General features: G+C 61.7%; 17 protein-coding genes. 7 read left to right on the top strand and 10 right to left on the bottom strand.

Annotated elements, in window-relative coordinates; genetic code table 11:
- Nucleotides 1-6 precede the first annotated feature (6 nt).
- Genes AC5RTT_RS12795 through AC5RTT_RS12785 form a run of 3 tightly spaced genes read left to right on the top strand, consistent with a single transcriptional unit; the run spans nucleotide 7 to nucleotide 2,153 of the window.
- Entirely contained in the window at nucleotides 7-645 is a 639-nt protein-coding gene (locus AC5RTT_RS12795; protein WP_494145511.1) for an amino acid ABC transporter permease, read from the top strand.
- A complete protein-coding gene (locus AC5RTT_RS12790; protein WP_494145510.1) occupies nucleotides 642-1,295 on the top strand; it encodes an amino acid ABC transporter permease in 654 nt (217 codons plus the stop codon). Before AC5RTT_RS12795 ends, AC5RTT_RS12790 begins: the two co-directional genes overlap by 4 nt.
- A 21-nt stretch (nucleotides 1,296-1,316) precedes the next feature.
- Nucleotides 1,317-2,153 carry a substrate-binding periplasmic protein gene (locus tag AC5RTT_RS12785; protein ID WP_494145509.1) on the top strand — a complete coding sequence of 279 codons (837 nt, stop codon included), beginning with the start codon at nucleotides 1,317-1,319 and terminating at the stop codon, nucleotides 2,151-2,153.
- A 68-nt stretch (nucleotides 2,154-2,221) separates the two neighbouring features.
- Here the strand turns inward: AC5RTT_RS12785 and AC5RTT_RS12780 are convergent, their stop codons facing one another.
- The 4 genes from AC5RTT_RS12780 to AC5RTT_RS12765 form a co-directional block, all read right to left on the bottom strand.
- Nucleotides 2,222-3,571, bottom strand: coding sequence for an FAD-binding oxidoreductase (locus AC5RTT_RS12780; RefSeq protein WP_494145508.1), 1,350 nt, complete (start codon nucleotides 3,569-3,571; stop codon nucleotides 2,222-2,224).
- Nucleotides 3,572-3,805: 234 nt separating this feature from the next.
- Nucleotides 3,806-5,344 carry an L-piperidine-6-carboxylate dehydrogenase gene (amaB, locus tag AC5RTT_RS12775; RefSeq protein WP_494145507.1) on the bottom strand — a complete coding sequence of 513 codons (1,539 nt, stop codon included), beginning with the start codon at nucleotides 5,342-5,344 and terminating at the stop codon, nucleotides 3,806-3,808.
- A gap of 20 nt (nucleotides 5,345-5,364) precedes the next feature.
- Complete coding sequence (hglS, locus tag AC5RTT_RS12770; RefSeq protein ID WP_494145506.1) at nucleotides 5,365-6,786, bottom strand: 2-oxoadipate dioxygenase/decarboxylase; 1,422 nt, start codon at nucleotides 6,784-6,786, stop codon at nucleotides 5,365-5,367.
- A 66-nt stretch (nucleotides 6,787-6,852) separates the two neighbouring features.
- On the bottom strand, nucleotides 6,853-8,043 hold the full coding sequence (locus AC5RTT_RS12765) for an NAD(P)/FAD-dependent oxidoreductase (RefSeq protein ID WP_494145505.1): 1,191 nt from the start codon (nucleotides 8,041-8,043) through the stop codon (nucleotides 6,853-6,855).
- 112 nt (nucleotides 8,044-8,155) lie between these two features.
- Between AC5RTT_RS12765 and AC5RTT_RS12760 the strand changes: the two genes are divergently transcribed.
- Nucleotides 8,156-9,070 carry a LysR family transcriptional regulator gene (locus tag AC5RTT_RS12760; protein WP_494145504.1) on the top strand — a complete coding sequence of 305 codons (915 nt, stop codon included), beginning with the start codon at nucleotides 8,156-8,158 and terminating at the stop codon, nucleotides 9,068-9,070.
- 161 nt (nucleotides 9,071-9,231) lie between these two features.
- Here the strand turns inward: AC5RTT_RS12760 and AC5RTT_RS12755 are convergent, their stop codons facing one another.
- From AC5RTT_RS12755 to AC5RTT_RS12730, 6 genes are all read right to left on the bottom strand, one after another.
- Nucleotides 9,232-10,059 (bottom strand): alpha/beta fold hydrolase, encoded by an 828-nt coding sequence (locus tag AC5RTT_RS12755; RefSeq protein ID WP_494145503.1) that lies wholly within the window; start codon nucleotides 10,057-10,059, stop codon nucleotides 9,232-9,234.
- Nucleotides 10,060-10,905: 846 nt separating this feature from the next.
- Nucleotides 10,906-11,073, bottom strand: coding sequence for a hypothetical protein (locus tag AC5RTT_RS12750; RefSeq protein WP_494145502.1), 168 nt, complete (start codon nucleotides 11,071-11,073; stop codon nucleotides 10,906-10,908).
- A 206-nt stretch (nucleotides 11,074-11,279) separates the two neighbouring features.
- Nucleotides 11,280-12,284, bottom strand: a complete 1,005-nt coding sequence (locus AC5RTT_RS12745) for a LacI family DNA-binding transcriptional regulator (RefSeq protein ID WP_494145501.1) — start codon at nucleotides 12,282-12,284, stop codon at nucleotides 11,280-11,282.
- 337 nt (nucleotides 12,285-12,621) lie between these two features.
- Nucleotides 12,622-13,764 carry a Gfo/Idh/MocA family protein gene (locus AC5RTT_RS12740; protein ID WP_494145500.1) on the bottom strand — a complete coding sequence of 381 codons (1,143 nt, stop codon included), beginning with the start codon at nucleotides 13,762-13,764 and terminating at the stop codon, nucleotides 12,622-12,624.
- Entirely contained in the window at nucleotides 13,761-14,507 is a 747-nt protein-coding gene (locus AC5RTT_RS12735; protein WP_494145499.1) for a sugar phosphate isomerase/epimerase family protein, read from the bottom strand. Before AC5RTT_RS12735 ends, AC5RTT_RS12740 begins: the two co-directional genes overlap by 4 nt.
- A 62-nt stretch (nucleotides 14,508-14,569) precedes the next feature.
- Nucleotides 14,570-17,203: an alpha-L-rhamnosidase gene (locus AC5RTT_RS12730; RefSeq protein WP_494145498.1), complete on the bottom strand. Its 2,634-nt coding sequence runs from the start codon at nucleotides 17,201-17,203 to the stop codon at nucleotides 14,570-14,572.
- Between the two features lie 360 nt (nucleotides 17,204-17,563).
- On the opposite strand from AC5RTT_RS12730, the gene AC5RTT_RS12725 reads away from it, so the two are divergent.
- The 3 genes from AC5RTT_RS12725 to AC5RTT_RS12715 are packed head-to-tail and all read left to right on the top strand — an operon-like array spanning nucleotide 17,564 to nucleotide 21,912.
- Nucleotides 17,564-19,135, top strand: coding sequence for an ABC transporter substrate-binding protein (locus AC5RTT_RS12725; RefSeq protein ID WP_494145497.1), 1,572 nt, complete (start codon nucleotides 17,564-17,566; stop codon nucleotides 19,133-19,135).
- 54 nt (nucleotides 19,136-19,189) lie between these two features.
- Nucleotides 19,190-20,131 (top strand): ABC transporter permease, encoded by a 942-nt coding sequence (locus tag AC5RTT_RS12720; protein WP_494145496.1) that lies wholly within the window; start codon nucleotides 19,190-19,192, stop codon nucleotides 20,129-20,131.
- Nucleotides 20,128-21,912: an ATP-binding cassette domain-containing protein gene (locus tag AC5RTT_RS12715; RefSeq protein WP_494145495.1), complete on the top strand. Its 1,785-nt coding sequence runs from the start codon at nucleotides 20,128-20,130 to the stop codon at nucleotides 21,910-21,912. Before AC5RTT_RS12720 ends, AC5RTT_RS12715 begins: the two co-directional genes overlap by 4 nt.
- Nucleotides 21,913-22,062 lie beyond the last annotated feature (150 nt).

Raw genomic sequence — 22,062 nt, 5'->3', positions numbered from 1 at the left:
GGCGCCATGAATATTTTCCTGAGCATCCTGCAGGGCGTCCCTATGACTATTGGACTGACGGTCGGCGCGCTGGCCATCGGCGCTGTTGGCGGGATTCCGCTGGCTCTGGCCCGCCGCTCCAGCATCGCGGCCGTCAGCCTTGCGGCCGTCTCCGTGATCGAGGTTCTGCGTGGGATCCCTCCGATCGTGTGGCTGTTCATCATCTACTTTGGACTCGGTACAGGCCTGCCGATGCTTGACCCGATCACATCGGCCATTATCGGTCTGGGCTTGATCTCCTGTGCCTATATGGCGGAAATCTATCGTGGCGGCCTTTCGGCCATTACCCGTGGCCAATGGGAGGCCAGCGAGGCCCTTGGCATGGGGCGGCAGTCCGTGCTGACTTTCATCATCGGCCCCCAGGTCTTCCGCGTCTCCGTGCCGGCGGCAGCCAGCTATGCGATAGGGCTGCTCAAGGACTCTTCGGTGGCCTACACCATTGGCGTATCCGAGATTGTGTACTTCGCCAACGACCAGTCGCGCCAGACTTCGGACGCCCTCGGACCGTTCTTCCTTGCCGCACTGGTGTACGTCATGATGACCATTCCCTGCGCCTGGGCCACGCGTGCCCTGGATACCCGACTCCGGATGCGAGTAGCCCGATGAACTTCATTATTGACTGGCCCGCTTTCCTTCCGGGGCTCTTGGCCGGCCTCGGTGTCAGCGTTCAGGTTGCCCTGCTGAGCCTGCTAATCGGCATTCCCGGCGGCCTGTTGCTGGCTGTCGGGGCCAGCAGCAGGAAGAAGGTTGTCCGGATGCTGATCATCGGCGCCGTCGAGATCGGTCGTGGAACCCCGGCCCTGGTGGTCCTGCAGATCTTCTACTTCGGGCTTCCCGCCAGCGGGCTCACCCTGTCGTCAATGGCGGCCACTGTTGTTGCACTGGCCGCCACCACGGCAGCGTATACGAGTGAGATCTTGCGCGGCGGGCTCCAGGCCGTTCCCGCGGGCGAAGTCGAAGCCGCCGGGGCGCTTGGTATGAGCCGCCGGGATACCCTGCGGTTCATCGTCATACCGCAGGGACTTAGGATTGCGATTCCGTCCCTCATCGGCTTCGCCATCCTGATATTCCAGGCCACTTCCCTCGCGTACACCGTGGCCCTGCCAGAGTTACTGAGCCAGGCGTACTCGATTGGCTCTTCGACTTTTAACTACCTCAGCGTGCTGGTGCTGGCAGGCCTGATGTACGCAGCCATTACCATCCCGGCCAGCTGGCTGACTTCCCGGGCCGAAAAGCGCCTGGCCCGGCACCTCTAAATCCCCACCCCAAGGAGAAACATGAAAAACCAGAAAACCGCAGTCATTACTGCCCTGGCCTTTGCCGCTGCTGCTCTTTCAGGCTGCGGGGGAGTTGCCAGCAGCGCCCCCAGTGCTGACTGCAAGCCCGCGCACGACTTCCCGACCGTGGCTGAGGGGAAGCTGTCAGTCGTCCTGTATGACCTTCCCCCGTTCTCCAAGCTCGAGGGCAACAAACTGGCCGGTGTCGACGGTGACATCGTCAATGCCATCGCCGAGATGGAGTGCCTGACAGTGTCGGCAAAGTCGGTCGCCACGGCAGCGAATATTCCTACCGTGCAGGCCGGGCGCGCAGACCTGTCCATTGCCGCGTGGTACCGCACTGCGTCCCGAGCCGAAATCGTCGGCCTCACTGAACCGATTTACACCGACCAGATGGCCATCATCTCCAAGGACGGTCTCGACGATGCAGAGCAGCTCAAGGGCAAAACCGTTGGCACCGTCGACGGATATCTTTGGGTCGATGACATGAAGAAACTCCTCGGGGATTCGCTGAAGGTGTACCCGACCACACTGAACATGAACCAGGACCTTGAGGCAGGCCGCATCGACATTGGCATCGACAGCTACGGCTCAGCCCAGTTCAACAAAAAGGGTGACTTCCAGGTCTCCGTGATCAAGCCCCATGAGGCCGTTGCCGCATCCAAGGAAGCGGCACAGATCGCTATCCCCGTACCGAAGCAGAACACGGAACTGCTCGCAGCGTTGAACGCCGACCTGCAGACACTCCGGGACAACGGCAAACTCGCGGAGATCCTGAAGGCCAACGGCCTGGACGTATCGGCGGCCGACACGGGCGAAGCACGTCTCATCAGCTAGGCCCCGGAACAAGAAAGTAGGCGGCGGTCCCCGAGGGGACCGCCGCCTTCATCGTTGCCGCCGTCGGATTACACTCCGCGACCCGGAGTCAAGATCCCGTGCGGATCGAACGCGTTCTTGATCCGCTGGTGCGCCGCGCGGGTAGCCGGATCGAGCTGCTTGCTGACCGAACCGAATTTGAGCGATCCCACCCCGTGTTCCCCGCTGATGGTCCCGCCGAGTTGCAGTGCCTGATCTGTGATGAGGTCCAGGATCCGTTCTGCTTCCGCGTAGGCTTCAGCCGATTCGTCCTCGATCACCACAGACGGATGGAGATTGCCGTCCCCTGCGTGGGCAAAGGTCGGTATGGCCACGTTCTCGTCTGCGCTGATCTTCTCAAGTGCCTCAAACATGTCCGCCAGCCGGGCGATCGGAACGGCGACGTCGCAGGACGCGCGCAGGCCCCTGGCATCGAGTGCCTTGCCGGAGACACGGCGCGCCTCCAAGAGCACGTCGCCCTCCGCCTGCTCCACGTCGATCGCCCCTGCCTCCTTGCAGAGCCGTGAAGCCACCGTCGCATCGGCTTCGGACGTCAGGGAGATGAACTGGCCCACCAGGATCGCAGCACCATCCGTGGACAGCCCCGTAGGGTGGTACTTCTCAACGATCTCCACGCTGGCCCGGTCCATGAGCTCAAGGACATCGGGGACGATGGAGCTGTTCATGATTGCTGTGACTGCCCTGCCCGCGCAGGCCGCGGAAGGGAAGGTGGCGCGGAAGGTGACGGCTGTGCCGGCCGGACGGGGCTTGAGCCTGAGGGTCGCCCCGGTAACAATCCCGAGGGTGCCTTCGGAGCCAACAAACAAGCTGGTCAGATCGTAGCCCACCACGTTCTTGCGGGTCCTGGAGCCCGTGCGGATGATCTCGCCGTCGGCGAGTACCACTTCCAGGGCGGCGACGCTGTCGGTGGTTACCCCGTACTTTACGCACCGCAGCCCGCCGGCGTTGGTGGCGATGTTCCCACCGATCGTGGACTGGCGGTAGCTGGCAGGGTCCGGAGCGTACATCAGGCCGTATTCAGCGGCAGCAGCGTCGATGTCTGCAGTGACGACGCCGGCCTGGACCTCTATGAGCCTGTTGCCGGGATCGATGCTGAGGATCTCGTCCATTTCCGCGAGCGAAATGACCAAGCCTCCAGGGTAGGCAACGGCGCCACCGGCCAGGCCGGTACCGGCGCCGCGGACGGACACCGGTACGCTGTTCCGTGCGGCCCACCGTACCCCGGCCGCCACCTCCTGGGTGGTCCGGGCTGCCAGGACGGCCAAGGGCAGTCCTTGGGGAATGGCTCGGGAGGCGTCGGAACTGTAGCGAAGCAGTTCGTCCGTGCCGGTGAGGATCCGGCCTTGCAGCCCTTCTGTCAGTTCCTGTGTTGTCATCATGGTGGTCTTCCTGTGGTTAACGGGCATTGCCCCGGGGATTCTTGGGAAAGAGATGCGGCGGCCACCTGGAGGTGGCCGCCGCATGCCCGGGCTTAGTCGGTTTCCGGGCCTGTGCAGTAATAGCAGTCGTGGGTGCAGTCCGATGGGTCCGACAACGTCTCCTGCTTGGAAGGCGGTGGTTGATCAGTGGGGCCGTTCATAGGCTCTCCTTCCCCGCCGCACCCGCGGCGTCCCTTAGAGGAACTTGACGCCCTGCGCGAGCGGCAGTTCGCCCGAGAAGTTGACCGTGTTGGTGGCTTGGCGCATGTAAACCTTCCAGGAATCGGAGCCGGATTCCCGGCCACCGCCGGTTTCCTTTTCACCGCCAAAGGCACCGCCGATTTCCGCGCCGGATGTGCCGATGTTGACGTTGGCAATGCCGCAGTCGGAGCCGCTTGCCGAGAGGAACGTTTCGGCTTCGGTCTGGTCCTGGGTGAAAATGGCCGAGGACAGACCCTGCGGGACACTGTTGTGGATCTCGATGGCCTCCTCCAGGGTTTCGTAGGTCATGACGTAAAGGATCGGCGCGAAGGTCTCGTCGTGGACGACGGCGGTCTGGGCGGGCATGCGGACGACGGCCGGCTGGACGTAGTAGGCCTCCGGCGCGTCCTCGGCGAGCACGCGGTCACCGCCGTAGATGACCTCGCCGCCTTCCGCGACGGCCTGGATGAGCGCATTCTGCTGTGCCTGGAAGCTGTTGGCGTTGATTAGCGGCCCAACCAGGGTTCCCTCTTCGGTGGGGCTGCCGATGCTCAGGGTGCGGTAGGCATCCACAATCCGGCTGACCAGGGCATCGGCGATCGAGGAGTGAACAATGAGCCGCCGAAGGGACGTGCAGCGCTGGCCGGCGGTGCCCGCAGCGGCGAAGACGATGCCCCGGAGGGCAAGGTCCAGGTCTGCGGACGGGGCGACGATCGCGCCGTTGTTACCGCCGAGCTCCAGGAGTGCACGGCCGAAACGCTTGGCGATCACTGGCGCGATTTCCTGCCCCATGCGGACCGAGCCGGTGGCTGAGACCAAAGCAATCCGGGGGTCTTCGACCAGTTTCTGGCCGCCGACGCGGTCAGTCAGGAGCAGGTGGTGGATGCCTTCGGGCGCTCCAACGTCCTTGACGGCACGGGCGAGGAGGGTGTCGACTGCGAGGGCGGAGAGGCGGGTAGCGTCGGCAGGCTTCCAGACGACGGTATCGCCGGCAACCAGGGCAAGGGCGGTGTTCCAGGCATAAACGGCTACCGGGAAGTTGAAGGCTGAGATGATGCCGACGACGCCGAGCGGGTGCCAGGTTTCTGCCAGCCGGTGGCCGGGGCGTTCGGACGGCATGGTTTTGCCGTACAGCTGGCGGGACTGGCCGACGGCAAGGTCTGCGATGTCGATCATTTCCTGGACTTCGCCCAGCGCTTCGGAACGGATCTTGCCGACCTCGGCAGTGATGAGGGTGGCGACGTCTTCCTTGTGTTCGGTCAGCAGCTGGCCCCAGCGCTTCACCAGTGCGCCGCGGACCGGTGCGGGAACGTTGCGCCAGGTTTTGAAGGCTTCGGTGGCCTGCACAATCGCCGCTTCGATCTCTTCGTCGTTATGGACCTTGGTGTGGAGGATTACTTCTCCGGTGACGGGTGTGCGGGTTTCACGTGTCCCGTCAAGCGATGCAGGATCGACGCCGATGGACCGGAGGCTGGTGAGAACCTCTTCAGTGATTTGTGCGGTTGCGGGGATGGTGGAGGTGATGGCGGTCATGATGGCCCTTCTTTCAAGGTTTAGGCTTTGGAAGTTGCGGCGGGAAGGTCGGTGATGGTGATGCCGAGCTGGCGACCGACTGCCTCGATTGAGGCGGTCTGCTGTGCTGAGTACAGTTCATTGGGATCGAAGATCCTGGTTCCGAGCACCTCGGAGAGCCGGTCGATGTCGTATGGAGTGCCCAGCTGCTGGTCGTCGCGTGAGCCGTCGTCTGTAAGGTTGGACTGGAAGATTCCTGCGGCCGACCGGGGCAGGAAGTCTTCGTAGACGATGGGTTCCGGAACAAGGACCCCGTTCTCCACCAGTTTGCGCAGCGAGGCTGTTTGCGTTTGAGGAACCTGTCCGGCGTTGGCCACCCTGTAGGTGAAATACGCCAGCCCCTGGAGGGCAAGTTCCTGTTCTGTTGCTGGAAGGTTTTTCCGCCAGACCTGTGTGGCTACTTCTACCCGGGTGGTGCCGGCCGGGCTTGCGGCCAACCAGTTATCGACTTCCGCGACCATCTTGTCGTAGAGGTCCCGACCGTGCTCAGTGAGGGCGATTCCGCGTTGTTCCACTTCCCCGAACCGGACGCGGAGGGTCCCCGGGCGGACCTCACCGTCCTGATGGCGGAAGCTACGTTCCTCGGCGAGGGCGCGGAAAGACGTCTGGCGGAGCAGGACGTCGGGGCCTTCCCAGTTCGGGGGTCCCTGGATTTCGTCGATCATCGCGATTCCGCGGGCCTCCATGCGGGCATACAGGTCATCGATGTCCAGCACGCGCGGGGTCAGATGGTTGATATGGGTAGACGGCACGCCGCCGATATCCGCAGCCACGGCCGAGATCCGTTCGAGCTTGAAGTACCAGTCGTGGTCAACCGGTTCCTGTGACAGTTCGAAGGCTGCGGTGGCCAGGTCCAGGAAGCGGGCAGCTTCGTCCGGTACCAGATCCTTTTCTTTGCTGGCCTTATCGGCTAGAGCGAGAAGTTCCTCGGTGAACAAAGTTCGTGCCCCGATGCAGGACTCGAGTTGCTTCTCTGTTTCTGCGTCGAAAAAACGGCGGTCGTCGTGGGCAAGCATGGAAGTGAAGACGCGGAACGGATTCCTGGCCAGTTCACCGGGATCGATCGGGCGGAAGGCGGTGGATACCACGGGAACTGAGCTCTTGGAAGCATCACGGAGGTCATAGAATCCCACCGGATACATGCCGAAGCCCGCGAAAACACGGGCAACCTGGGCCAGTTCCCGGGCTGAACCCACACGGATGGCCCCGTGGCGTTCAGCCGTAACGCGCTGGATGCTGCCGAGCCGCTCGGCGTCGTCCCCATTTTTGCGAATGAAATCCTCATTAACCTCCCGGGAAACGTCAACGAGGGTGTTGTAGGCGGGAACCTCGTTCCCATAAAGCGTGGCCAGGCGGAGGGCGAACTCGGCCCGCAGTTCCCATAGCTGAAGCTTCGTTGTCATTGGCATGGGTTTGTCCCTTTCTGGTGCGGTCTTTGTGACGGCGGAAGCGCTGCGCCCGCCCGTGGTTCAGATGATGTGGACTTCCCTGACCTGGGAAAGCTCACCAGCGAAACGCGTCGCGCTGAACTGTTCGGGGTCCATAAAGGACTCCCGGCCCAGATACATGTCCCTGACCAGTTCGCCTACAGCAGGTCCCTGGAGGAAACCGTGACCGGAAAATCCGGTGGCGTACATGAAACCCTCGACAGTGTCTGATGAGCCGATCATTGCGTTGTGGTCCGGGGTGTTTTCATAAAGTCCCGCCCAGCCGACGTCCAACTCCTGATTTGCCAGTGACGGCGCCACAATTTCCGCCGCTCGGTTGAAGGCCGGCAGCCACTGGTAGTCAAATTCCCGGCAAAAGCCCGGTTCCTGGTCCTGGTTTGAAATGCCCAGGAGCATCCCGTTCAGGTAATTGTGGAAGTACAGGGTTGTTGACAGGTCAAGCGTGAACGGCACCGTCGGCAAAGGCTTGGACATCTGTGGCGTCATACCGATCTGGCGGCGGACAGGTTCGATCGGCAGATGGACACCGGCCATCGCCCCGAGCCTTGTTGACCAGGCGCCCGCCGTGCAGATAACAGTGGAGGTACGGATCGGTCCCCGGTTGGTATGAACCGCCCGGACCGCACCGCCGGTAGCGTCGATGTCCAGGACTTCCGTTTCCTGGCAGATGGTCACGCCCAGTTCCTGCGCAGCTTCGGCGTAGGCCTGAACTACTTTGGAAGGCTGGGCGAAACCGTCCCGTGGTGAGTAGGACGCCGCCAGGAGTGGGGCCGGGTCGAGGAAAGGGTTGATCCGGTGTGCCTCCTCGGGTGAGACCATTCTGCTGGAGCCGCCAAGCCGGTTCTGGATCTGAGTGCTGTCCTCAACCTCCAAAAGCTCTCCTTCGTTCCGGCACAGGAAGAGATAGCCCACCTGTCGCAGACCGATGTCAGTCCGGAACTTCTCATTGAACCGCTCATAGGCTTCCAGGCTGCGCTGCCCAAGCCTGATGTTTCCGGGATCAGAGAACGTGGCACGGACTCCGCCCAACGGCTTGGCAGAAGATCCAGAGCCAAGGACGTTCCGCTCAATCAGGACAATGTCCTTTACGCCGGCCTCGGCCAAATGATAGGCAATGCTGGCTCCCATGATGCCCCCACCGAGGATGACCACGTCACCAGCGACAGGCAAAGCCCGGGCTGGCGTCGTCGCGAGCCTAACTACGTTATCCACATGTTTGGTTTGCAATGGGTTCCTTCCAACAAGTCCGTCTGGATCAAGCTTCGGACCACCCAAACCTTTAGGTCAATCGATAAATTCTCTCGGATTTATATAGAATTGCTATATGAAATGGACTTTCGAGCAGCTCAAAACTTTTAAGGTGGTTGCGGACCGGGGGACGATGACTGCTGCCGCCGAAGCTTTAGGGTTTACCCCGGGTGCAGTGTCACAACAGATGGCGGCATTGCAGGCCGCACTTCCACGGCCAATCTTTGCTCGTGACGGACGTCGGGTCGCGCTTACCGATGCGGGCGCGACGCTGCTTCATCACGTCACAACTCTCCTTGAAGACGAACGGAAGGCCGCAGCGGCCCTCAGCGGTCCTCAATCGGACCAGCGGTCCGTGGTCACAGTGGGCGTCTTCGGATCGGCCGCCGCGTCAGCCATGCAGCCCGCGATCGAGCACCTGCGTGCAACCGCCCCGCATGTCGCCATCCAGGCGGTGGAAGTGGACGTCGAACACATGCCGCAGGCAATCCTGTCCGACGATATAGAGATCGCCCTAGGACTCAACTACGACGATGCCCCACAACCCCCAATACGGGGAGTGGTTACCGAAGTGCTTTATCGAGAGCCGTTCCTGATGGTGCTTCCGCCAGCCGCTGATGGACTCACAGGTGATGAACGCGCCCTGGTGGGATACGCCAATGCAACCGACTGGGTCCTGCCACCGATTGAAACGTACTACGGCAGGGCCTGCCGCTTTGCATGCGCACGGGCAGGTATCGAGCCCCGGGTCCAGCACACGGTCATTGACACAGCCGTATCCATTTCACTGGCCGAATCCGGAGTAGGCATCACCCTTGCAACCGCCCTCATGATGGGCCTGCGACCCACGAAAAGCCCCGTTGCGACACTTCCAGGCAACTCGCAGCGCAGCATCGTAGCCATAGCTCGTTCTGCTGCACTCGAAAAGGACAGCGTCCGAGCCGTTCGCGACGCACTCACACAGGCGTTCTCACCACCGGCCTCTGAATAGCCCAAAAGATATCCGCCATACCCAGAATGGACGCTGTCGGCCTTCGCCTGTAGCTACTCCTCGCCGGAGCTCTTTACGTGGCGATAAACAGGTGTATAGGGATGCGGCCGGAACTTGGAGAGGGTTTCAAAGTCGAGCGGGGGAGGGGCCTGCGGCGGCTGTCACGAGCGGGTGTCGAGGTAGTGCAGAATTGCCCGGGCCGTTTCCTCCGGAGCGCTGACGTGGGGGCAGTGCCCGGTGGCCTGAAGCTGCACCAGGGTACTGTGTTCCAGATTCTTGTGCAGGTAGGCGCCCACTTCCGGTGGGGCAAGCCGATCGTCGGAGCACTGCAGAATCAGGCAGCTGGTACGCAACTTTTTCAGTTCAGGGCGTGTGTCGGAGAAAAAAGTTACCCCGGCGAAGTGCCGTGCAATGGACGGATTTGTCCGGCAAAAGCTGACACGCAGATCCTCCGCTAATTCCGGCTCCTGCGGGTTGCCCATAACCATGGGCGCCAAGGCCGCCGCCCAGGCAAAATAGTTGCTGTCCAGAGATGCCAGCAGACCCTCGATGTCTTCGCGCGAAAACCCGCCCACGTAGCCGTCGTACGGGTCATCCGTATGACGGGGTGAAGGAGCAAGCAGGACAAGGTGGGAGAAACGGTTGGGGTCACGCACTGCGGCGATCACGGCGATCATCGTGCTGACACTGTGGCCCACCAGGATGACGTCCTCAAGTTCAAGGGCGGCGCAAATCTCCAGCAGGTCCGACGCGTACCCATCCAGGGACCCGTACTTCTCCCAGTCATAGGCGCTGATGTCGGAGTGTCCTGCACCAACATGATCAAAAAGCACCAGCCGGTAATCATCCACGAAATAAGGCAGCAGCTTCCGCAACATAGCCTGATCGCAGCCAAAACCGTGGGCAAACATCATCACAGGCCCATTGTCCCGGCCGAGTATGTTGACATTGTTCCGGCGGCCGATTACCGCAGCAACTGCTTCGATCAAGTTCTCACTGACCCTTGCGTAGGGTGGCGTCCTGTCCCAGATACTATCCACGGGAAATACAGAATCCTAGGATCCTCCCACTATGACCTTCAAGGTGACGTCGATCCAGCATCACACGCGACCGGGCTGACGCGACTTCTCCGACAAGGACCAGATCGCGATCAGAGCGTTGTCGGCCAAGATATGGGTGAACAAAACCGGCTACGGCTATCCCAAGGAGTGTTGGCTGGTGCGCGCTTCCGACCAGACTCATCCGGCGCATGAGTACATAGCAGAGCACCACCGCTTGTCCCGGGCATATGCTGCCAAGCTGCTACTCATCCGCCAGGACAACGGCCTCGCCCATCCGACGTCGACCCTACCGGTTCGGCCCCGAGCTAGTCACAATTTGGGGCTCCAAACCCAATGGCTAGTCCACCGGACTTCGACCTCGCCGACGCCGTGACCACCGCCTTCCGCTGTCTCTCCCGCGAAGACGTCATGGACACCAAACGCACCATGGAGCAATTCGCGGCGGGGCCCTGACCCTCCGTACCAGTGTCTATGCTCGAAGTCATACCACTAAAGTGCGGGAACCGAAATCGTCCGGCGCTGATTCTTAGTGCCATTAAGGCGCGCCGACTCCAGCGGCTGCATCCAAACCTGCCCTCCGGTTGGGCTGCACCCTGACCGGTCGGCAGGCGACTTTCGCGCGTCAATCTGAACCGCAAAAAGACTTAGTCAGGCTACCAGCGGCAGGTCCTGGCCCTGACCTGACAGCCTAAAGCGCTTGCCAAAGCGAAAGCTGCTCCCCGCGACTACAAACTCAACACCTGGTTCAACGCAGTCGTCAGATTGGGGTGTGCCTCATACGTGCAGGTCTATGTCGTGGGGGAGCTCAATGCTGAAGATGTAGGGATCCGCGCCAGGCCGGTTGAACAGGTGGCCGGCGAAGAATCCGAGCTCGCCTGTGAGGCGACGCCGACGACCGCATTGCGCAACTCCCTCGAGGTCCGGCTTCGATTTTTGCTGCATTTGGACTCCGTTAATCTCGACCTTACTGGTACTAACAAAGGGGTACGGGACTCTTCCTCATTTGGTAACTCTTCCAAGGTCAGGTCGGGGCTTGTTACCGTTTTTAGGTTGTTGAGATAGTGCTGGAAAATGCGCGAGCCAAGACTTTTTCGCCAAGAGATGTGGAGTCATCCGACGGGCGCATCCTTGTATGTGGTCTCAGCGGGCTATTCCCGATGCCAAGCCTCACCCAATGTAGACCTCCTGGCGATGAGGTGCGGTTCGAAGGTGATCACGCGGGGCGCCATTTCTTCGGGGGAGGATATTTGGGTAATCAGCAACTGGGCAGCGGCGCTCCCCATTTCAACTCCCGGCTGCGCAATTGTGCTGATGGGAGTTGTGCTCTCGGACGCGAAATGATTGTTGTCATAGCCGGTGATGGCAATATCCTCAGGCACATTGAAGTGGGATTGCTCATCGAATACTTGCACGCAGCCAACGGCGAGGAGGTCGGAAGCGGCAACAAGGCCATCATGATGTCCCGGGTCGCTGTCGAGAATGTCACGCGCGGCGTGGCGCCCATGTTTGACGTTGAGGCCCGGAGTTTCCACCAACTTTAGTTCTGCGCCCGGAGTTTCGGCCACTGCTTGTCGGGCGCCGTCCAGACGGGCCGCGACGGCCGCCAGAAGCAGCGGCCCGCCGACGAAGAGCAAGCGGCGGCGCCCGAGATCCAAAAGATGACGCGCTGCCAGGTAGCCTCCAAGGTGTTCATCAACAATAATCCCTGAGAAGGCGGGCCCGGCAGGAGTGGCATTGACGTACACAAGGGGCGTCCTGCGGAGGGGTGGCGGTTGTGGGGCGACCCACGGTGTGGGTGCAATCAGGATTCCCGCCACCCGTGATTCTTCGAACAGTTCAAGATTGCGTAATTCCCTGGCGGGGTCGACGTCGGTATTGGCAATGAGCAAGTTCATGCCGTGCCTCCGGAGGACGGCCTCTGCTCCGCGGGCAATGTCCAGGAAGAATGAATTATCTAAGTCCGCAAGGACCAGGCCTACAGTTGTACTCGAGCCGGCAGCGAGGGAGCGGGCGGCATCGTTTCTAACGAAGCCGAGTTCTTCAATTGCAGCTAAGACACGACGCCGGGTCGGCTCTGCGACCTTTTCCGGCTTGTTCAGCGTATTGGACACCGTCCCTAGCGCCACCCCTGCCCGCGCCGCAACATCGGACATGCTTGGCCTCATTGCGGGCCTGCTTAGGTGTTCCAGCGGCATATAAGGCTCCTCGGATAAATGTGTGGGCTCCCGATCTCGGCTCCGATTCATTCATTCTCGCTGTTGGCCGGCGCTTTATCGGCCTTTCATCTAGTTTTCGCGAAAGCACCTCCTATGCTGTGAATGATTTCAAAGCCGGGCGTTCACGCAGGAATCGTGACAGTACGGCCAAGGATCGACAATCGCTCTAATGCTGACCGTCGTTCCGAACCGGCCCGGGGCCATAATCGGGCCTGACTCCAATCGAAACACGTAGCCGATCCTCGCCACACCCGGCGGGCTCCTGTCTGCTGGCTCAAAAGGAGTCAAGTAGGGTGAACGTTTTGGGGGCCCAGTCCTCGGGGAGGGCGGGGGAGGCCGGGGCGGAGCTTGCAACGTTCACGAAGGTGCCGGAGTCGATGGATTCGGTGATGGAAACCATGCTGTCCAGGACGTGGTATGCAAGCTCGCCGGTGGCACGGTGGGGGACGTCGGCGCGGATGGACCGGGCCATGTCCAGGACGCCCATGCCACGGCCGTTCGCCGGGCCGGCGGCCGGGATGGTGGTCAAGTCCTCGTCCCCGGCGCGCCAGAGCCTAATGTCGCCGTCGAAGAAGTTGGGATCGGGCAGTGAGATGGTGGCCTCGGTACCGGTGATTTCAACGAAGCCCATCCGGACCCGGGGGGATTCGAAGGAGAAAACGCTGTGCGAGGAGGCACCGGACTCGAACTGGGCCATGGCCGAAACGTGGGTGGGCACCTCGACGGTGAATTCCTCACCGGCCTTGGGACCGGAGCCAATGACGCGGACCTCCTTGGCCTTGGATCCGACGGCGGCGACCTTGCGGATGGAGCCGAATGCCTGGACCAGGGTGGTGAGGTAGTACGGGCCCATGTCGAACAGCGGGCCCGCGCCGTTTTGGAAGAGGAACGCGGGGTTCGGGTGCCAGGACTCGGGGCCGGGGGTCTGGAAGGTGGTCATCGCCGTCAACGGCGTGCCGATGTCGCCACGCTGGATCAGGCGCAGGGCCGTCTGCAGCCCGGCGCCGAGGAACGTGTCCGGTGCGCAGCCGAGGCGGATTCCTGCTGCGTCCGCGGTCTTGAGCAGGCCGAGGCCGGTTTCGCGGTCCAGGCTGAAGGGCTTTTCGGTCCAGACATGCTTGCCGGCGTTCACGGCAGCGGTGGCCACCTCGACGTGCGCCGCCGGGATGGTGAGGTTGACGATGATCTCCACGTCCGGGTGATTCAGCGCCTTGTCCACACCGCCCCACTCCGCAATGCCGTATTCCTTGGCCCGCGCCTCCGCGGCCTGCTCGAAGAGGTCGGCGACGACGTGGACCTTCAAATCCGGGAAGACCGTGAGGTTATCCAGGTACTGCTTGCTGATGTTGCCGGCACCAATGACTCCGACGCCCACCGGGCCCTTGCGGGCGGACGTTGCCGATGCGGGGGTGCTCATGCCTTGACTCCTTCGCCCGCTGCCGTAAGGAACGACAGGCTCTCGTTGATGCCTTCGAAGATGTCACGGGAGTAGTCATCGAATTCAACCACGCCTACCTCCAGCGACTTCACCGCAGCGATAACGTCCATGACTGCCACTTTGCCCTGGCCTGCCGGCACCTGGGCCTTGGTATCCGTGGTCAGCGGGCCGTCCTTGATATGGATGAGCTTCACGCGGTCACCCAGTTTGGTAAGGATGTCCACCGGGTCCTGCCCACCGACGGCCACCCAGTACGTGTCCACCTCCAGGACCAGCTCCGGATCCAACAGGCCCTCGAAATACTCCAGTGCGGTACGGCCCTCAACCATGGACTCCAGCTCCCACTGATGGTTGTGGTAGCCCACCCGGATGCCGTATTCGGCGCCCTTCTTCGCTGCCTGGTTGAGACTGGCGGCCGTGGCCTGGATGGCTTCGGCGGACTGCCAGCGGTCTGCGGGGATAAAGGGTTCGATCACCGTTGCAATACCGAGTTCCCTGGCAGCGGCGAAAATTTCATCCTGGTCCTGGCTCAGCAGGGGTGCGTGGCCGGAAGGAGCGGTGAGGCCGTTGTCCCTCAGCGCGGCCCCGAGTTCCCCGGCTGTCGCCACGAAGTTGTAAGGCTCCACCTGGGTGAAGCCGATTTCCGCCACCTTCCTGATGGTGCCGGCGAGGTCTTCCTGGATCGCGCTGCGCAGGGTGTAGAGCTGAATCGAGTAGGACATGGTTCCCTTTTGTAGATTTTTAAGTGGTTCGTTACCAGCTACGGAAGTCCGGATGACGGCTGCTATGTCGCCGAGGAGATGGCTTGCGGAGTGGCGCTCATCGCCTCGGGCGGCGCTTTAGTGGTGAAGCTGTGATGACCGTGCCCGACAATGATCGGGTCCTGGCCCGGGAGCAGGACCTCCGCGGAAGCCCCGACGGGAACCTGAATCTCAGTGGTCATCTTGCCGGATTCGAGGGTCCAGTCTATTGAGGCGGTGCCGAACGGTGTTCGGTGGGTGGCCCCAGCAGAGGTGAGCCCGCCGCCGGGGCGGGGCTCAAAGCGAATGCGACGATATGCGATGTCGGCCGGAGCCAGACCGGCGACGACCCTGTGCAACCAGTCTGCGACAGCTCCGAGAGCATAGTGATTGAAGGAAGTCATGTCCCCGGGGTTAACGGTCCCGTCAGGAAGCATGCTGTCCCAACGCTCCCAGATCGTCGTCGCCCCCATAGCCACGGTGTATAGCCAGGACGGACATTCCTCTGCCAAAAGGAGCAGATACGCTTCGTCAAGGTGCCCGGTCAGGGTAAGTGCGTCCGAGACGACCGGAGTCCCCGCAAAGCCCGTCGCTATTCGCCCGTTTGACTCACGGACCAGCTCTGCCAAACGCCTGGCACCGGCCGTTCGTGACTCGTTGTCGGGCCAGAGGTCAAACACGGTGGCGAGCGAGTATGCCGTCTGGGTGTCGTCCGTTGCCGATCCGTCCGGGCGAAGGTACCGCTTGGCAAATGCTGCCCGGACCCTGTCGCCGAGCTGACCATACCGTACAGCATCGTCCTTTTCGCCGATTGCTTGGGCGATTACTGCCAGCCGGCGTGCGGAGTGGGCAAAGTATGCCGTGGCTACCAAGGCGGGGTCAGTCGTGGCGAGGCTGGGATTTTCCGGCGGGGCGGCAGGGTCCAGCCAGTCTCCCAGTTGCCTTGTTCCTTCGCAGAGAAGTTCAGCTGTTGCGTGTTTTTGCACGTGGGCGATCCACGTTACTGCGCTGTCATACTGTCGGCGCAAAAGTTCGACGTCTCCGGTGCGTTGGTGGAGCACGTCCGGGGTGAGGACGGCGACATCGCCCCATACCGCAACAGGGTCAATGCTGTCACCTTGCCAGGCGCCGAGCGGGATGTACGGCACGTAGAACGGCACGGCCTTCCATTCTTTCTGTTCGGCAGCGACGTCGGCCAGCCAGGACGACAGCATTCCTGTCACTGAGTAAAGAAATGCTGCGGTGGGCGTGAAGACTTGGATGTCACCTGTCCAGCCGAGCCGCTCGTCCCGCTGGGGACAGTCCATGGGAAGGTCAACGAAGTTGGACCGGGTGCTCCACAGCGCGTTTTCGTGGAGGCGGTTGATTTTAGGGTTCGAGCTGCGGAACCAGCCTGTGCGGTCCATGTCGGTATGGAGTACACGGGAGACAACGGAATCAGATGTAAGTTCTCCTGGCCAGCCGGTGATTTTGGCGTAGCGGTATCCGTGGATGGTGAAACGGGGCTCCCAGTCGAAGTCTCCGCCATCGAGAATGAGCTTGTCTGTTGCTGCGGCATCACGCAGGGTGCGGGTAAAGAATTCCCCGTGCTGCAGTACTTCCGCGTGCTGCAGGGTGATCTCGGTGCCGCGAGGTCCTGTTCCCGTGATGCGGAGGCGCCCTGAGTGGTTCTGGCCGAAATCGAGCAGCCAGGCCTCGCCCTGCCGTTCGATGCTGACGGGGTGCAGCTCCTCGGTGCAGCGTACGGCAGGCCCGCTCGGGGCGACGAGCAGGTTTGTTGGCGCCGGGGCGCACTTCACGGCAGACCACCCCGGCTTTTGCCACCCTGGCGTGGACCAGGCTGGGTCATACAGCCGAAGGTCTTCGTGTTCGCCGTCGTAAAGGCTGCTTGCCAGGAGTGAGCCGTAGCCGGCGGACCAGCTGGCATCACTGCCTATGATGTGGCGGGAGCCGTCGCTGGTTTCAAGTTCGATCTGCGCCAGGACCGCAACGTCTTCGCCATACACGTCCCTTTTGCCGCCTTCAAACCCGACGCGTCCCCTCCACCATCCGTCCGCCAGCGAGACGCCAATGGCATTCGGTCCCGTCCGAAGGTGCCCGGTGACATCGAAGGTGGCATAGCGTAGCCTGTGGCGGTAACTCGTCCAGCCCGGGGTCAGCTCTTCGTCGCCGACGCGGCGGCCGTTCACCTCGGCTACAGCCAGCCCATGTGCTGAGAGGTAAAGGCGGGCGAGCACTACGTCGTCCGGCACGTTGAACTCAGCCCGGATATTGACCGGGCGGCGGTCGGATTCCTTGTCTTCTTCCCATGCAGGACCAACCAGTACGGCTTTCCAGTCTTCCCCGGTAAGCAGGCCTACTTCCATGCTGGCGGGCTCGCTCCACCCGCTCCAATCGCCGTCTCCCCGCACCCGGACACGCACTGTTGCGCGTTCACGTGAACGCAGAGGCGTCGCGGGCCACGCCACAAGAACCTGATCCGAGGAAGCCAGCTGATACACCTCTTGCGTATTTTCCCGTCCCGGGCCACTGACTCCGACTTCAATTTCAACGGACTCCTGACGATAGCCCACCGGCGCCTCGTCGATAATCCAGGAAAGCCGTGGACGGACCTCCCCAACACCCAGGCGCCCAGGGGCGTGGTGCTCGAACCGGACGGAACTAGGGCGCGATATCATTACTGGTTTCCTTCTCTGGTCCGGCTTCTCGGGGTGCTTATACGCGAGACAGCCACGCCCTGCAACTGCGTGCTATCTGCCTTCGTGCCCGACGGTCATAACGCCGATGACTATTTCCGCTGAATGTAGCACGGCAACCAGTCAGAAATGAAGCGCTTCATCTACGAGCCCCTTCCACGTTCGGGGCTGGAACCGAGGTGCTGATCATCCGTGATGAAGCGATTCAATCGCACCGGTGTTTCTCGGGTATTCGTGTTTCTTATACGTGGAATAAGAAATTTGCTCTTCATCGAATGGGTTCGGTCCGAGATAGTTGGGCGAAGCACCATCACCAACCGAGACAAGCAAAAGGACTTCAACGTGGAAACTCCGCTCTCTCATCTTGCCCACCGCGAGATCAAGATGCACCGGCGCATCTTGAGGCTTGCGACGGCCGGCGTTGCCGCACTTGTTGCTTTAACCGCCTGCGTAGGCGGGCAACCAGGCGGGGGTGATGCGGCCCAGTCCGATGAACTCCGGCTTGGTGTGCTCGCCCCGAATACATCCTTCGCTCCTTGGGGGGCGGCGTGGGCAATGGAATCCCCATATCTCCAGGCCGTGTACGACACCCTCCTCCGCGCAGAGCCGGACGGAACAATCGTTGCCGGACTCGCTGATCAGTGGGAATGGGACGACACCAAGACGAAACTCACCCTGACGCTGCGCGATGGAGTCACGTTCAGTGACGGAACGCCGGTCACGGCTGAAGTTGCAGCCGAAAGCCTGAAGCGGTTCCGCGACGGCACGGCGGCCAACGCCACTTATCTGTCCAACATGGCCAACGCCGAGGCTGTGGATGAAAAAACCATCCTGGTGACGATGAAGAACTCTGACCCTTCGCTGTTGACTACGCTGTCTCAGAATGCAGGCCTCGTGGGAAGCGCGGCGATGTGGAATGACCCGGACGCATCCAACAACCCCGTCGGGAGCGGCCCTTACGTTCTGGACAAGGACGAAACAGTTGTGGGGTCCAGCTATGTGTTCGATGCCAAAGACGATTACTGGGACGCTGAATCCGTACACTACAAGACCATCACGATGACGGTTTACAGCGATGCGACCGCGCTGATGAACGCCGTCAAGGGCGGTCAGGTCGACGCTACGGCGTCGCAGACTCCGACTCAGATTCCGGAGGCCGAGGCTGCCGGTTACAAGACCCTCTTGGCCGAAGGTACCTGGTCCGGTTTTGTTCTCGCGGACCGGGCCGGCAAGCTCAACCCGGCGTTGAAGGACGTGCGCGTCCGGCAGGCCATCAATCACGCCCTGGACCGTGAAGGACTCGTCAAGGGACTGGCCTCAGGATACGGATCACCGACGGCGCAAACGTTCGACGAGTCGTCTGACGCGTTCCTGCCCGAACTGGACAGCGCCTACCCCTATGACGTCGAGAAGGCCAAGAAGCTTCTGGCTGACGCAGGTTACGCCAACGGGTTTGACCTGGTCATGCCCAGCAACAACTTTGTCCCTGAGTCAGAGTTCGCGGTTTACAAGGAGCAGCTCGGCAAGGTCGGCATCAACGTTACGTGGGAGACCACTGGCGATGACCTCTTCGGGAAAATGCTCGGGGGAACGTGGGCAGCTTTCCCGATGGCTCTGGAGACGCCCAAGTCGGGCTGGGCTGGGATCCAGTTTGCTCTGGCGCCATGGGCTCCGTTCAACGCCTTCAAGTTTGAAGATCCTAAGATCATGGAATTCATGATGAAACTCGGCACTGCAGAGGGCGAAGAAGCAAGGACGACCAGCCAGGACCTGAACAGGTACGTCGTGGAACAGGCGTGGTTCGCACCGTCCTACCGGGCCCAAAGCGCTTTCTTCACCAAGCCCGGCATCTCGGTCGAAATTCAGTCGGACAACGGCATGCCTTACCTCTGGAACATCAAACCCGAAAGCTGATCGTGTCGCCGGGGGCAGGGATAGCCCCGCCCCCGGCACTCGAAAACTATTCTCATGACTAAATTCATCCTTCAGCGGCTCTTGGCCGGAATCCTGACCATCGCTTCGCTGTGCATCGTCACGTTCTTCCTTCTCAACCTCAGCGCCGGTGATGCAGCACGAAACATCGTCGGACAGAACGCCCCGCAGGAGCTCGTGGACCGCAAGACGCAGCAGCTTGGTCTTGACCGCCCCCTGACGGCGCAGTTCCTGGAGTGGGCCGGCGGGGCCATTCAAGGCGACCTCGGACGGTCCTGGTTCACTGGACAGTCCGTAACCGAGGCGCTCTCCACCCGGTTGCCCGTTACTCTTACACTCACCATCGGAGCGGTTCTGCTTTCCGCTGTAGTTGCTGTTTGTCTCGGTGTCGCTTCAGCCCGAAAACGCGGACCCCTGGACCGCTTCATCCAGATCGGATCCGTTACCCTGGCCGCCGTTCCCGGCTTCCTGGTAGCACTGGTCCTGGTCTTTGTCTTCGCACTAACCCTGCGCTGGTTCCCTGCCACGGGCTATACCCGGCCGGACGCCTCAATCATCGGCTGGCTTTCGACGATCACACTGCCTGTCATCGCACTTTCCATTGCTGCCACCGCCGGCGTCGCCCAGCAGATCCGCGGATCAATGATCGATGCCGGCCGCCTCGACTATGTCCGCACATTGCGCGCCCGCGGCCTACCCGAACGCCGGGTGATGTTCGCCCACGTCCTGAGGAACGCAGCCGCACCCGCCCTGAGCGTCCTGGGACTGCAGTTCATCGTCCTCTTCGGAGGAGCTGTCGTTGTGGAACAAGTGTTCTCCCTTCCAGGTCTTGGCCAAACCGCCATCACCGCCACCGCCCAGGGGGATATACCCATCGTGATGGGACTCGTCATCATCACAGCCATCGTCGTCTTCCTCGTAAACCTTGCCATCGACCTGCTTCAGGGATGGCTCAACCCGAAAATGCGGCAGTCATGACCCAGCAAATCGAAACCCTCGCCGACGCCGTGCCCCCAGCGGCAGGCAGACAGCACCTCTTGGGCCGGCTGCTCCGCAACCCCCTGGGAATCACTGCCACGGCCTACATAGCTGTCATGGCACTGGTGGCCCTGGTTGGGCCTTTCATCGCACCGCATGATCCGAACGCAGCATCCCTGCAGCTGGTCTTTGCCCCTCAGAGCCCTGAGCACCTGCTTGGTGCTGACAGCGCCGGCCGTGACGTGTTCTCCCGACTCATTCACGCCACCTCTGTCAGCCTCGCCGGCGCGTCTGTTGCTGTCACCGTTGCCGCGGTCATCGGAATTCCGGCCGGTCTGATCGCCGGATACCGGGGGGGATGGTTCGATACAGTAGCGGCGTGGCTGTCAGGGTTGATCCTTTCCCTGCCGGCCATCGTGGTGCTGCTGGCGGTCCGTGCAGTGGTCGGCCCGTCCCTGTGGGTCGTCATGGGAATTTTCGGTGTCATCCTCGCCCCCGCTTACTACCGGGTGGTCTTCAACGCCGTCCGCGGTGTGCGCGAGGAGCTCTACATTGATGCCGCAAAAGTTTCCGGGCTCACGGACCTGAGGATTATCGGACGGCACGTCCTGACCGCAGTACGCGCCCCCGCCATCCTCCTGACCGCAGGCCTGCTGGGCGTCGGCATAGCCATCCAGGCCGCACTGGACTTCCTCGGGCTTGGTGACCCAGCTCTTCCAACGTGGGGCGGGATGCTGTCCGAAGGCTTCTACAACATCTTCCGCGGGCCCGTACTGATCCTCTGGCCCAGCCTTGCCATCGGGCTGGCTTGCATCGCCTTCACCCTGCTGGGAACGGCCCTGCGTGACGAGCTCGAAATGACAGGTGACAGGTCCGAGGACCGCAGGCTCGTGTGGTCGCCACCCAACCCCCGCCCGGCCCCACCCGTCACCCACAACGACAACATTCCCGACGCTCCTGCGCTTCTGGAGGTGGATTCACTCTCCGTTGCCTACCAGGTCAATGGCGGATGGAAAACAGTAGTGGACGGCGTATCCCTGAGGGTCGCCCCCGGAGAAGTCCACGCCCTCGTCGGGGAGTCCGGCTCGGGTAAAACCCAGACAGCCTGGTCCATTCTCGGTCTTCTGCCCGAGGGCGGCAGAATCATGGCCGGCACCATCCGGATGGACGGTACCGAGCTGACCTCCGCCAGCCAACAGGAACTGGCCGCCATCCGCGGCCGCCGCATCGGATACGTGCCGCAGGAGCCCCTCTCAAATCTTGATCCTTCCTACACCATCGGGCACCAGCTCTCCGAGCCACTGCGGATCCTGCTGAAAATGGACCGGAAAACGGCACGGGACAACGTCCTGCACCTCCTTGAACGGGTCGGCATCAACGATCCACAACGCGTTTACTCGGCATACCCGCACCAGATTTCCGGAGGAATGGCCCAGCGAGTACTCATAGCCGGCGCCATTTCCTGCAAACCTGCGCTGATCATCGCCGACGAACCCACCACAGCCCTCGACGTCACCGTTCAAGCCGAAATCCTCGATCTCCTGCGGACACTGCAGCGTGAAGAGGGAATGGCTATGCTCCTCGTAACCCACAACTTCGGCGTGGTGGCCGACCTCGCCGACCGGGTATCCGTAATGCGCTCCGGATCCATCGTCGAAACCGGTCCCGTCGAAGCACTGTTCAGCAACCCCGCACACGACTACACCAAAAAACTATTCGCCGCCCTGCTGGACGATGCACCCGCACGCCCCGCCTGGGCACACCCCGAGGTGAGGGCATGACTTCCCTGAATGCAACAGCCGAACACCAGGCTGCTTCCAGCTCCGCCGAGCCCCTGCTCGACGTCAAGAACCTGGAAGTGACATACCGCTCCAAAGGACTGCTCAAAAAAAGCTTCCAGGTCCTTCGTGGGGTCAGCCTGGATATACGTG

It is taken from the genome of Arthrobacter sp. Y3221157, from assembly GCF_059089865.1.
Note: the sequence above shows the minus strand (reverse complement) of the source record. Positions and strands in the feature narration are given on the sequence as shown.